The following is a 12,961-nucleotide window of genomic DNA, read 5'->3' on the forward strand; positions in this document are numbered from 1 at the left end:
GTGCGTCGGCGCGGGCACGCCACGCCGGGGGCGTCAGAGGGTCGCCGCGTCCGGCTTGGCCAGTTTCGCGGTCACCTCATCGATCACGGTGTGGATGAAGCGCATCTTGTCCAGCACCGGCCCAGGCAGCACGAACGGGTACAGGTCGTCGCGGCCCATCGACCGGTTCACCATGTTCAGCGACCACGCCAGCGGCAGCCACATCTCGATGATCGAGTCAAAGCCACTGGGGCCCAACGCCCGTCGGTCGAACGTCGCTCCCGCCGGGGCCAGGCCGAACGCCGCCGAAGTGTCCAGGGTGTCGCGGATGTGCAGGTAGTGCGCGAACGTCTCGGCCCAGTCCTCGGCCGGGTGCATGGTGGCGTAGGAGGAGACATAGTTCTGCTCCCAGCCCTCGGGCGGGCCGTCGTTGTAATGCCGGTCCAGGGCCGCCTGGTAGTCGGCGTTCGGATCGCCGAACAGCTGCTGGAACTGCTCCCGGTAGGCCGGCGACGGATCCACCAGGCGGTAGTAGTAATAGTGGCCGATCTCATGGCGGAAGTGCCCGAGCAGCGTGCGGTAGGGCTCGTCCATGGCCTTGCGCAGCTGCTCCCGGTGGACGTCGTCACCCTCGGCGAGATCCAGGGTGATCACACCGTCCTCATGGCCGGTGAACACCTGGTCGAACTCACTCGAGAGTAGATCGAACGCCAGCCCGTACTGTGGGTCGGCGTCCCGCCCGGTGATCGGCAGGTCGAGTTCGGCCAGCTCGGCGATCAGCCGGCGCTTTGCCTTCTCGGCCACGGCGAACGCGGCCAGGGCCGTGGTGTCCGCGTCGTTGGGCCGGGTGCGCGTCAGGCGGCACGACGCGCACAGCTCGCCCTGCACGGTACTGGCGGGGTCCAGCTTGACCAGCCAATTGCATTCGGCCAGATGCAGATTCGCGCACAACCGATACTGGCTGGCATCCACCGCGCCGCCGTGTTCGCTGTCGGGACCGGAGGCGATCACCAGCATCGCCGCGTCGGGCAGCGAGAAGCCGACCGGGCTGCCGCACGACAGGCAGACCGAGTTCTCGAACGTCAGATGCTGGCCGCAGTTGGGGCACAGGAAGTCACGCATGGAGGATTCCCCCTTCGAAGGGTGCAACGTCGACCGACACGTCGATCACGCTGCTTTCCGAGTCCGTATAGATGATCCCGCGCAGCGGCGGAACATCCGCATAGTCTCTACCCCATCCCACGACGATGTAACGCTCGTCGATCATCTGATCGTTGGTCGGATCCAGTGCCAGCCACTGGTTCTGCGGCGTCCACACGGCTGCCCACGCGTGCGTGGCGTCCACCCCGAACATCCGTTCCTTACCCGGGGGCGGGTCGGTGGCCAGGTATCCGGACACATAGCTGGCGGCCAGGCCGTTGGCCCGCAGGCATGCGATGGCCAGCCGGGCGAAGTCCTGGCAGACCCCTTCGCGCGCGGCCAGCACCTCCGACACCAGGGTCGACACCGTCGTCGATCCCGACCGGTAGGTGAAGTCGTCGAAGATGCGGTGGTTCAGGTCGTTGAGCACCTCGATCAGGGGCCGGCCCGGCACGAAGCTGGGTGCGGCGTACTCCCGCACGGCGTCGGTGATCTCGGGGAACTCGAGGTCCAGGGTGAACTCGACGGCCAGCGCGCCGGCGGAGCCGGCCGGCCGGGCGATCTCCCAGGGCGCCACCGCCGATCCGGACCGGTAGAGATCCGCCGGCGGCGGATCCACCTCGACGACGGACGAGCTGATGACGGTCAGCTCCCGGTGCGGGTGCGTGACGTGGAAGTACGAGCTGATGTTGCCGTAGGCGTCGCGACTGGTGGACTGGTCGGCCGGGGCCGGATCGATGTCGACGGTGTACGACAGGCAGCGCTGGACCGGGGAGTCCCGCGGCGTGAGGAAGCCCCGGCCGTACGAACTGGTGACGACGTCGGAGTAGCGGTAGTCGGTGCGATGCGTGATCCGGTAGCTGCGAGCGGTTTCCAGGTTCACGGCAGCACCCGCAACTGATCCGGGCCCCACAGCGGTTGCATGCCGCCGGGCAGCGAGAGCTGGGTGTCGGTGATGACGGTGGACAGCTCCCGCAGACCCGAGTGCACTCCGTCGAGCAGGCCGCCCAGCTCGGCGCGCCGGCCGTCGTCGTCGACGTGTTCGAGATCCTGCGGGTCCAGCCGCCGCACCCGGGTCATCATCTCCTCGGCGAGGCGCTCAGGCCGCGACGAACCCGACGCGCCGGGCATGGCGCGCAGATTGGCGCGCAAGCGGTCGAGCTGGAACACCAGGGACCGCGGATTCTCGGCGTCGAAGAGCAACAGGTCGGCCACCGCAGCGATGCTGACCTTGCCCAGGTTGCGCCGCCGGTAGATGACCGACGATTCGCAGGCCACCAGGACGGCCTCGGTGATGGCCTGCTCGGCCTCGGGGCTGCGGACGGTGGTCATCGTCGCGCGCAGCAGGGCCGACAGCCACAGGCCGCGCTCGATCCGCTTGCCCGAGTCCATCGTGATCCAGCCGACGTCTCGGACCATCGATTCCCCCGCCACCCCGGCCAGCGCCAGCATCCCGGACAGGGTGCGGGCGTGCGCGGAGGCCATCAGCGCGTCGGCGCGCACCAGGGATTCCGGCGGCCGGGCCGGCTGGTTGAGCACGGCGCGGTCGACCGCGGCCAGCACCATCCAGGTGTCGTTGGACATCTGGTCGCGCACGGCGCGCGCGGCCAGGCCCAGGCGTTCGACGGATTGGGCCAGTGAGCCGGACCGGGTCCGGTCGGCGGTCAGCGCCCACAGCGTGGTCGGGGCCACCGCGATGGTTTCGGCGTGGTCCGCTGCGTTGTCGGGGGCACCCACGCCCGTGTCGGTGCCGGTGATCCCGCCCAGGGCAGCCAGCAGCACCGGCACGCATTCACTGGCGTCCAGATACTGCCGGTGCCGATATTCGTGATAACGCTCGCGGGTGATGGTGAGCAGCCGGGCCATGCCCTCGGCGCGCTCGGCGTAGCGGCCGGTCCAGAACAGATCGGACAGCACACGGGGTGAACTGACGGCGCGGGTGCCGCTGGCCGTGATCACCGGCAGGTCGATCGGCACCGGTGCCACGGCCCGTGCCCGGGTCAGTGGCTGCACCCAAACATCTTTGGCGGCAATCGTTTTCATCGAATAGGCGTCGACGCCGGGAGCCAGCACGTAGCCCAGGCCGCCGATCATGGGCGCGTAGCCGCCCCGCTGCGACACCGTGAACAGACGCATGCCGACGCTGCCGGCCCGCAGGCCGCCGCTGTAATGGTCGGTGGGAGCGACCGAGAACTGCGGCAGTTCCTGGCCGACGAACTGCCATGGCCTCGCCTCGATACGGGCCGCCAGGTCCGACCGCTGCTCCGAGGACAGCATCGGACCGACCATCGGTGCCGCCCCGACCGCGGACCGGATCAACAGTGAGTCCAGGTGACTCAACAGGTGCGAGCGTTCGGTGCCGATACCGCCCCAGTACATCGGCGCCGTCGCCAGCAGCGGGGTCTCGCCGAGCAGTCGTTGGGCCAGCTCCGGCAGGAACCGGGCCAGTCCGGGACTCTCCAGGATGCCGCTACCCAGGCTGTTGACCACCGTGACGGCGCCGCGCCGCTGCGCCTCGACCAGGCCGACCACCCCGAGCCGGGACTCGGCCCGCAGGTCGAGCGGATCGGCGTACTCGGCGTCGACACGACGTAGCACCACGTCGACGCGCTTGAAGGTACCCAGCGAGCGCATCCAGAGTTTGCCGTCGCGCACCACCAGGTCGGCGCTCTCGACCAGCGGGAAGCCCAGCAGCGACGCCAGGTAGGCCTGGTCGAAGGCCGTCTCGGAGTGGCTACCGGGTGAGAGCACCACCACGACGGGATCCTCGGCGGTCTCGGGTGCGGCCTCGATCAGCGACAGCCGCAGCGCCTGGGCGAACGGCGATGTCGCGCGCGGGGCGATGCGCTCGTAGATGTCGGGGATGGTGTGTGCGACGACGCGGCGGTCGGCCAGCGCGTAACCGGCCCCGGACGGGGCCTGGGTCCAGTCGGCGTTGACGGCGAAGCTGCCGTCGGCGACCCGGCTGACGTCGCAGCCGTGCATGAAGAGCTGATGCCGGCCGGGCACCGTGATCCCGCGTGCCGCCCGGATGTAGCCGGGGTGGGCGAACACCAGTTCCGGGGGCAGCACCCCACCGGTGATCGACTGGCGCGGCCCGTACAGATCCGTCAGCACCGCGTCGAGCAAGCGGGACCGCTGCACGAGGCCGGATTCGAGCGCCTCCCAATCGGCCGCCGAGACCATCAACGGCATCGCGTCCAGGTGCCAGACGCCGGGTGCCGTGCCGTAACGGTCGGCCTTGGCCCTGTCGTCCACCGGGATGTAGGTGATGCCGTCGTTGTCGACGAGGCCGCGAACGTCGGCGCGCAACCGGTCCAGGCCGGCCAGGCCCCGTTCACCGACCCCCTCGGCCAGCGACCGCCAGGCGGGGCGGACCCGGCCGGTGGCGTCGACGAATTCGTCGTAGGCCCCCGCTCGGCCCGCCTGGCCGGTGTGGTCGTCGAACAGGTCGGCCTGGGTGCGGGCGGCGCGGTAGCCCGCCAGCAACTGGTCGGGGTCGTACGGGCCGGGGTCCGCCGGGCCCAGGTCGGGATCCGAGGCAGGCAGCGGCGCGGACAACGGGCTACCTCCTGTCTCGGGCCTGCCGGCACTGGATCATCCGGACACGGCAGTTTGCCGCACCCCGTGCCCGGCGGGCAATGTGCGACGGCTCACGCCGTCAGTGCAGCACGGTACGCACCCGGCGCAGATCGAGGATCCCCGGTGCGCCGACGTCGGTGGACTGCCGCGCCTGCTTCTCCCTGATATCCGACAGATCCAGCGCGCCCGCGGTGAACCCGGTGGCCTCGAACCGGCGGCCCCGGCGGGACTCGGCCTCGACGGCGTTGACCGGCGGCGCGTCGTAGGACCGGCCACCGGGATGCGAGACGTGGTACGTGCAGCCGCCGCGGGACGTGCCGGTGGCCATGTCGACGAGCTCGAACCGCAGCGGGCCGTCAACGGTGATGGTCGGGTGCAGCGCGCTCGGCGGTTGCCAGGCCCGGTACCGCACCCCGCCGACCTGGATGTCGGGATTGCCGGTGGCCAGCATCGGAATCGGATGGTCGTTGCAGGTGACCACGTAGCGCTGCCGGTCGGCGCCGATCAGCCGGACCTGGATCCGTTCCACCGACGAGTCGACGTAGCGCGCGGTGCCGCCGGCCGTCGACTCCTCGCCCAGTACGTTCCACGGTTCGATCGCCCCGCGCAGCTCCAGTTCCACGCCGTCGAACACCGCCGTGCCGATCCGCGGGAACCGGAACTCGGTGAACGGGTCCAGCCAGCTGGTCTCGAAGTCGACGCCGTGCGCACGCAGATCGGCCGCGACATCGGCGATATCGTGAATCAGGAAGTGCGGCAACAAATATCGGCCATGCAGGTTGGCGCCATGCCGGATCAGCGGAGCCCGCAGCGGCTCCTCCCAGAACCACGCCACCAGTGAGCGCACCAGCAGCGACTGCACCATGGCCATCTGGTAGTGCGGCGGCATCTCGAACCCGCGCAGCTCCAACAGCCCGAGCCGGCCGCGGTTGCTGTCGGGGCTGTAGAGCTTGTCGATGCAGAACTCGGCGCGGTGGGTGTTGCCGGTGATGTCGGTCAGCAGGTGCCGCAGGGCCCGGTCGGTGACCCACGGCTGCGATGCCTTGCCCTCGGACAGCCGGGCGATCTCGGCGAACGCGATCTCCAGTTCATAGAGCGCCTCGGCGCGGCCCTCGTCCACGCGCGGTGCCTGCGAGGTGGTCCCGATGAACCGGCCCGCGAACAGGTACGACAACGCCGGATGCCGCTGCCAGTACGTCAGCAGCGAGACCAGCAGGTCCGGCCGGCGCAGCAGTGGCGAGTCGGCCGGGGTGATCCCGCCCAGCGTGATGTGGTTGCCGCCGCCGGTGCCACCGTGGGTGCCGTCCACGTCGAACGACTCGGTGGACAGCCGGGCCAGCCGGGCCTGTTCGTAGAGGATCTCGAGCTGCGCACGCTGTTCGGCGAAACTGGCCGTAGGTGCGACGTTGACCTCGATGACACCCGGGTCCGGGGTGATCGTCATGGACTGCAGGCGCGCGTCGCCGGGCGGGCCGTAACCCTCGATGATCACCGGACAACCCGTGGCCGCCACCGCCGATTCCAGCCGGGCGATCAGGTCCACGAAGTGGTCGGCCTCCTCGGTGGGCGGCATGAAGACGTACAAGAACTCCCCGCCGCCGTCGCTGCGGATCTCGGCGACCATCGCGGTGGTCGGGGCGTCGGGCGTGTCATCGATCTCGGCCGGGTTCTCCTCCTCGATGCCGAGTTCACCCTTGACGGCCAGCGGGTCGCCCTCGGGAGTCGGGCGCGCCGGCCGCCAGTTGATCGAGTTCAGCGGCAGCCGCAGACCGGCCGGGGAATCGCCGTCCAGCAGCACGATCCGGCCGCGCCGCAGCCGCCAGTCGGCGCTCGCCCAGCCGGTGCCGTCCTCGCGGCGGTGCAGCGGCAGCACGTAGGCCCGCGGTTCGGTGACCACCGCGTCGAGGCGGGCCAGCAGCTCCGCGCGTGCGTCGGTGGAGTCCGCGGCCAGATCGTCGTCGTCGGACACCGGGTCGCCGGCCGGCAATCGGACGGCGGCGCCGAGCCTGCTCAGTGGATCCTCGTGGGCCGGGCGCACCTGGGTGGGCGGCAGGCCCAGGCTCTCGGCGATGCCGGCAAGCACCGCCCGGGGCACGTCGGGGTCCACCGCACGCGGCTGCGGATGCTCGGGCCACGGATCGGCCAGCAGGCTCGGATCACGCCACAACGGTTGACCGTCGGTGCGCCACAGCAGCCCGATCTGCCAGCGCGGCAACGGTTCTCCGGGATACCACTTGCCCTGGCTGCGTTGCACCAGCCCGCGCGGTGCCCATATCTTCTTGCAGCGCGCGGCCAGCACGGAGGCGCGGACCCGCTTGTCCGGGCCGTCGGCGTCGGTGGTCCACTCCGGGTCCACCTGGTTGTCGATCGACACGAAGGTGGGCTCGCCGCCCACCGTCAGTCGGACGTCGCCCTCGGCGAGTCGTTTGTCGACGCGCTCGCCGAGTTCGACGATGGTCGCCCAGGCCGCGTCGGTGTAGGGCAGCGTGACGCGGGGGTCCTCGTGGATGCGGGTGACGGTGTTGGAGAACTCGAGCGTGGCCTCGGCGACCCCGGTGGAACCGGTGATGGGCGCCGACGAGGCGGGGTGCGGCGTGGCCGACAACGGGATGTGGCCCTCGCCGGCGAACAGACCCGACGTCGCGTCCAGCCCGATCCAGCCGGCCCCGGGGATGTAGACCTCGGCCCAGGCATGCAGATCGGTGACGTCCGCCGCGACCCCGGACGGGCCGTCGAGCGCCTCGACGTCGGAGGTCAACTGCACCGAGTAGCCCGACACGAACCGGGCCGCCAAACCCAGTTGCCGCAGCACGGACACCAGTAGCCAGGTCATGTCACGGCAGGATCCGACTCCGGTGCGCAGCGTGAAGTCCGGGGTCTGGACGCCGGGTTCCATCCGGAGGCTGTACCCGACGGCGGCGTTCACCGCCTGGTTGAGCGACACCAGGAAGTCGATGGTCCGGGTGCCGGGGATGACGGCGAAGTTGCGCACCCATTCTCCGACGAGCGGGCCCGGCCCACTGCCTTCCTCGCCCTCGTCGACCGGACGCAGGTAGGGCTCGAGGTCGTCGAGGAGCGCCTTGGGGTATTCGAACGGAATCGCTTCCGCGTATTCCTCGATGAAGAAGTCGAACGGATTGATCACCTTCAGGTCGGCGATCAGACCGACCGTGATGCTCAGCCGGCGGGCACGGTTGGGAAACACGAGTCGGGCCACGAAGTTGCCGAACGCATCCTGCTGCCAGTTGATGAAGTGGTCCGCCGGTTCCACCTCGAGGGAGTACGCCTCGATCGGGGTGCGCGAATGTGGCGCCGGACGCAGCCGGATGACGTGCGGGTACACCTCCACCAGACGGTCGAAGGTGTAGCTGGTGCGGTGCTCCAGCGCCACTTTGATTCCCATGCGTCTCATCCCAGCACACGGCGCCGGACCGCGCATCGCGCGCGGAATCGGGAAAGCACCCTGAGGTGCTCCACGACACGGAATACTCGCTGCATGGACGCTGTGGGGGCCGTCGACGTCGTGGTGGTGGGGGCCGGTTTCGCCGGGCTCGGGACGTTGCACCGGCTGCGGGAGCTCGGGCTGACGGCGTGCGCCTTCGAGGCCGGCGCGGACGTCGGCGGCACGTGGTACTGGAACCGGTATCCGGGTGCGCGGGTGGACATCCCGAGTGTCGACTACATGTTCAGCTTCGACCCGGACTGGCGCAGCGACTGGCAGTGGTCGGAGAAGTACGCCACCCAACCGGAGATCCTTCGTTACCTCGAACACGTCGCCGACAAGTTCGGGCTGCGCCGCGACATCCGGTTCAACACCCGGGTCACCAGCGTCGCCTGGGACGACGCGACGTCGACGTGGCGGGTGCACACCGACCGCGGTGACGAGGTGACCTGCCGGCACCTGGTGATGGCGACCGGCTGCCTGTCGATGCCCAAGGATCCCGACGTCGAGGGGCTCGACAGGTTCGGCGGTGAGGTCTATCTCACCGGCCGCTGGCCGCACGAGCCACCGGACTTCACCGGTGAGCGCGTCGCGGTGATCGGTACGGGATCGTCCGGCATTCAATCGATTCCGTTGATCGCCCAGCAGGCCCGGGAGGTGCTGGTGTTCCAGCGCACCCCGTGCTTCTCCATCCCGGCGCACAACGGACCGCTGTCGGAGAACAAGATCGCCGCGCTCGAGGACGAGCCGGCCTACCGCGCCGCCGCCCGCGAATCCTTCGGCGGTGTGCCTGTCGAGCGCACCCAGACGTTCGCGTTCATGGCCACACCGGACGAACGCCGGGCCCGATACGAGCGGGCCTGGCAGCTGGGCGAACTGCTCGAGGTCTTCAACATCTACGCCGACCTGATGACCAACCCGAGGACCAACGACGAACTCGCCGACTTCTTGCGCGCCAAGATCCGTGCGGCCGTGCAGGATCCCAGGACCGCTGACGCGCTGAGCCCCACCGGGTATCCGGTCGGGGCCAAGAGACTCGCCCTGAACACCGACTACTTCGAGACGTTCAACGCACCACACGTGCGACTGGTCGACCTGCGCGCGCAGCCGCTGCGGACCGTGACCGAGACCGGGATCGACACGGCCGGTGAGTCATTCGAGGTGGACGCGATCGTGCTGGCCACCGGCTTCGATGCGATGACCGGTGCAGTGCTGGCCGTGGACATCACCGGCCGCAACGGCCTGACCCTGAAAGACAAATGGGCACAAGGTCCTTCGACGTATCTGGGGCTGACGGTGGCCGGGTTCCCGAACCTGTTCCTGATCGCCGGACCGGGCAGCCCGTCGGTGCTGTCCAACATGGCCGTTTCCATCGAACAGCACATCGACGTCGTCGCCGACGTCCTGGCCCACCTGCGCACACAGGGCCTGGACACCATCGAGCCCACCGCTACCGCGGAAACCGGCTGGATGCGGCACCTCGCCGACGGCGCCGCGATAACCCTTTTCCCCCAGGCGAATTCGTGGTACATGGGCGCCAACGTCCCCGGCAAACCACAGGTCTTCATGCCGTACACCCCGGGGGTCGACGCCTACGCCGCAGTGTGCGCCGACGTCGTCGAACAGGGCTACCTCGGGTTCCGGCTGACCGGTCCGGACCGGACGGTGTGCAACGATGGCCTGGTGCGACGCTTGCAACCCGACATCCAGGCCGTGCTCGAGCAGATGGCCGAGCTGAACCTGCCGCCCATGGAATCGCTGCCCGTCGACGACGCCCGCGGGCTGTGGGCACTGTCCGTCGCCGCCTACCCACCGGGCCCCGAGGTCGGCGAGGTGCTCGACGGAAAGCTCCCGGGCCCCGCCGGTGAACTGGCCTACCGGCTGTACCGGCCCGCCACGCCCGGCCCGCATCCGGTGATCGTCTACTGGCACGGCGGCGGTTGGGTGCTGGGCGACGAGACTTCCGACGACTCGCTGTGCCGGGACCTGTGTGTGCGCACCGACGCGCTGGTCGTCTCGGTGAACTACCGGCACGGCCCGGAACACCCGTTCCCCGCCGCGGTCGACGACGGTTACGCGGCACTGCGCTGGGTCGCCGAGCACGCCGCCGAACTGGGCGGGGTTTCCGACCGGCTGGCCGTGGCCGGCTGGAGTGCGGGCGCCAACATGGCGACCGTGATGTGCCACCTGGCCCGCGAGCAGGATGGCCCGCGGATCGCCGGGCAGGCGCTGCTGACCCCGCCGACCGACACCCGGCGCTACCCGTCGCACACCGAGAACGCCGTCGGTTACGGGCTGACCACCGGGGTGATGGACTGGTTCCGGCTGCACTACTGTGCCGGCGACGATCCAGCCGATCCGGACGACCCACGGCTGGCGCCGTTGCGCGCCGCCGATCTGTCCGGCCTGCCGCCGGCTGTGGTGATCACCGCCGAGTTCGACCCGCTGCGCGACGAGGGCGACGCCTACGCCGAGGCGCTGGCCGCCGCCGGCGTACCGACGCGGCACGTCCAGGCGCGCGGCCACACCCACCTGTCGCCCACCATGGTCGACCTGGTGGTCTCCGGTGCGCCGATCCGGGCCGAGATGGCCGAGGCGTTGCGCGGGTTCCTGTCGAGTTAGCCGAGTTCGAAGATCGGGATGACCCGGGAGGTCTTCGACTGGTAGTCCGCGAAATTCGGTGCCTGCGCGATGACTGCCGGGTACACCGTGTCCCGTTCGTCGGGGGGCAGTTCGCGGGCGAGCACCTCCCGCTCGACGATTCCGTCCGGCGTGGCGGCCTCGATCCGCGCCCTCGGCTGGGCCCGCAGGTTGTGCGCCCAGGCCGGATCGCTGGGGGCACCGGCGTAGGACGCGATGATCAGCATCCGCCCGTCGACGGTGACGTACACCAGCGGTGACAGCCGGGGCTCACCCGAGCGGGCACCCGTGGTGTGCAGCAGCAGCATCGTGCGGCCCGCGAACGGTCCGCCGACCACGCCACGGTTGGCGCGGAACTCCTCGACGACGTTGGCGTTGAAATCGGTCACGGCGCGGCCGGTTCCGGTTTCGCGTCGATGCCGGATTCCTTGCGCTGCTGGGCGGTGATCGGCGCCGGTGCTTCCGTCAGCGGGTCGACACCGCCGCCGGTCTTCGGGAAGGCGATCACCTCACGGATCGAGTCCTCGCCGGCCAGCAGCGCGGTGATCCGGTCCCAGCCGAACGCGATGCCGCCGTGCGGCGGGGCGCCGAACGTGAAGGCCTCCAACAGGAATCCGAACTTGTCCTGGGCTTCGTTGTGATCGATGCCCATCATCGCGAACACCCGCTCCTGCACGTCGCGGCGGTGGATACGGATGGACCCGCCGCCGATCTCGTTGCCGTTGCACACGATGTCGTACGCATTGGCCAGCGCGCTGCCGGGGTCGGTGTCGAAGGTGGCCTCCGAGCCGGGCTGGGGTGAGGTGAACGCGTGGTGCACCGCCGTCCACGCGCCGGAGCCGACGGCGACGTCGCCGGATGCGGTGGCGTCGTCGGTGGCCTCGAACAGCGGCCAGTCCACCACCCAGGTGAACGCCCAGGCGGCGGGGTCGATCAGGTCCAGCCGCTTGGCGATCTCGATGCGGGTGGCACCCAGCAGTGCGCGGGCATTCTTTGCGGTGCCGGCGGCGAAGAAGACACAGTCGCCCGGCGCGGCGCCGACGTGGGCGGCCAGCCCGGCGCGCTCGGCGTCGGACAGGTTCTTGGCCACCGGGCCGGTCAGCTCGCCATCCTCACCGATCAACACATAGGCCAGGCCCTTGTGGCCGCGCTGCTTGGCGAACTCCTGCCAGCCGTCCAGCGTGCGGCGCGGCTGCGACGCCCCGCCGGGCATGACCACGGCCCCCACGTAGGGCGCCTGGAACACCCGGAACGGCGTGTCGGTGAAGTAATCGGTGCATTCGACCAGTTCGACGGCGAACCGCAGGTCGGGCTTGTCGCTGCCGAAGCGGCGCATGGCGTCGGCGTAGCTGATCCGCGGTAACGGCAGGGGCAGGTCGTAGCCGATCAGGGACCACAGTGCCCGCAGCACTTCTTCGGAAACGGCGATCACGTCGTCGGGTTCGACGAAGCTCATCTCCATGTCCAGCTGGGTGAACTCCGGCTGCCGGTCGGCGCGGAAATCCTCGTCGCGGTAGCAGCGGGCGATCTGGTAGTAGCGCTCCATCCCGGCAACCATCAGCAGCTGTTTGAACAGCTGCGGGCTCTGCGGCAGCGCGTAGAAGCTGCCGGGTTGCAGGCGCGCGGGCACCAGGAAGTCCCGGGCGCCTTCGGGCGTCGACCGCGTCAGCGTCGGCGTCTCGATCTCCACGAAATCGTGGTCGGCCAGCACCGCGCGTGCGGCGGCATTCACCTTGGAGCGCAACCGGATTGCGTTGCCCGGCCCCTCGCGGCGAAGATCCAGGTAGCGGTATCGCAGGCGGGCTTCCTCGCCGGCGGTCTCGTCGAGCTGGAACGGCAACGGCGCGCTCTCCCCCAGCACCGTCAGCGCCGTCGCATTGACCTCGATCTCACCGGTGGCAATCTCGGCGTTGGCGTTGCCCTCCGGCCGGATCTCGACGACGCCGGTGACGGCGACGCAGAACTCGGCGCGCAGCCGGTGCGCCTGCGCCAGCACACCCTCGTCGCGGAACACCACCTGGGCAACGCCGCTGACGTCGCGCAGATCGATGAAGATGACGCCACCGTGGTCACGCCGTCGGGCCACCCAGCCCGCCAGCGTCACCGTCTTTCCGGCGTCGGCGGCCCGCAACGACCCGGCATCGTGACTGCGCAGCACAAACACTCCTAGAGCTCTGG

At 69.9% G+C, this 12,961-nt stretch carries 7 protein-coding genes; 1 reads left to right on the plus strand and 6 read right to left on the minus strand.

Going from position 1 to position 12,961, the window contains the following annotated elements; translation table 11 throughout:
• Positions 1-33: 33 nt before the first annotated feature.
• The 4 genes from U0R18_RS04665 to U0R18_RS04680 form a co-directional block, all read right to left on the minus strand.
• On the minus strand, positions 34-1,101 hold the full coding sequence (locus U0R18_RS04665; protein WP_526366402.1) for a zinc-binding metallopeptidase family protein: 1,068 nt from the start codon (positions 1,099-1,101) through the stop codon (positions 34-36).
• On the minus strand, positions 1,094-2,002 hold the full coding sequence (locus U0R18_RS04670) for a transglutaminase-like domain-containing protein (protein ID WP_526366404.1): 909 nt from the start codon (positions 2,000-2,002) through the stop codon (positions 1,094-1,096). Before U0R18_RS04670 ends, U0R18_RS04665 begins: the two co-directional genes overlap by 8 nt.
• Entirely contained in the window at positions 1,999-4,680 is a 2,682-nt protein-coding gene (locus tag U0R18_RS04675) for a circularly permuted type 2 ATP-grasp protein (RefSeq protein WP_526366406.1), read from the minus strand. Before U0R18_RS04675 ends, U0R18_RS04670 begins: the two co-directional genes overlap by 4 nt.
• A 100-nt stretch (positions 4,681-4,780) precedes the next feature.
• Positions 4,781-8,104, minus strand: coding sequence for a transglutaminase family protein (locus U0R18_RS04680; protein ID WP_526366408.1), 3,324 nt, complete (start codon positions 8,102-8,104; stop codon positions 4,781-4,783).
• Between the two features lie 93 nt (positions 8,105-8,197).
• Here U0R18_RS04680 and U0R18_RS04685 point away from each other — a divergent pair, with 93 nt between their 5' ends.
• Positions 8,198-10,765 carry an alpha/beta hydrolase fold domain-containing protein gene (locus U0R18_RS04685; RefSeq protein WP_526366410.1) on the plus strand — a complete coding sequence of 856 codons (2,568 nt, stop codon included), beginning with the start codon at positions 8,198-8,200 and terminating at the stop codon, positions 10,763-10,765.
• Here U0R18_RS04685 and U0R18_RS04690 read toward each other — a convergent pair.
• Together U0R18_RS04690 and aspS are read right to left on the minus strand one after the other, a co-directional pair.
• Positions 10,762-11,172, minus strand: a complete 411-nt coding sequence (locus U0R18_RS04690; RefSeq protein ID WP_526366412.1) for a nitroreductase family deazaflavin-dependent oxidoreductase — start codon at positions 11,170-11,172, stop codon at positions 10,762-10,764. The two genes, U0R18_RS04685 and U0R18_RS04690, sit on opposite strands and share 4 nt — an antisense overlap.
• The gene (aspS, locus tag U0R18_RS04695) at positions 11,169-12,947 is read right to left on the minus strand and encodes an aspartate--tRNA ligase (protein ID WP_526366414.1); all 1,779 of its coding nucleotides are present in this window, start codon (positions 12,945-12,947) and stop codon (positions 11,169-11,171) included. The genes U0R18_RS04690 and aspS overlap by 4 nt, the downstream gene beginning before the upstream one ends.
• Positions 12,948-12,961 lie beyond the last annotated feature (14 nt).

Source organism: Mycobacterium sp. (assembly GCF_046330795.1).
In the GTDB taxonomy this organism is placed as follows: Bacteria; Actinomycetota; Actinomycetes; order Mycobacteriales; family Mycobacteriaceae; genus Mycobacterium.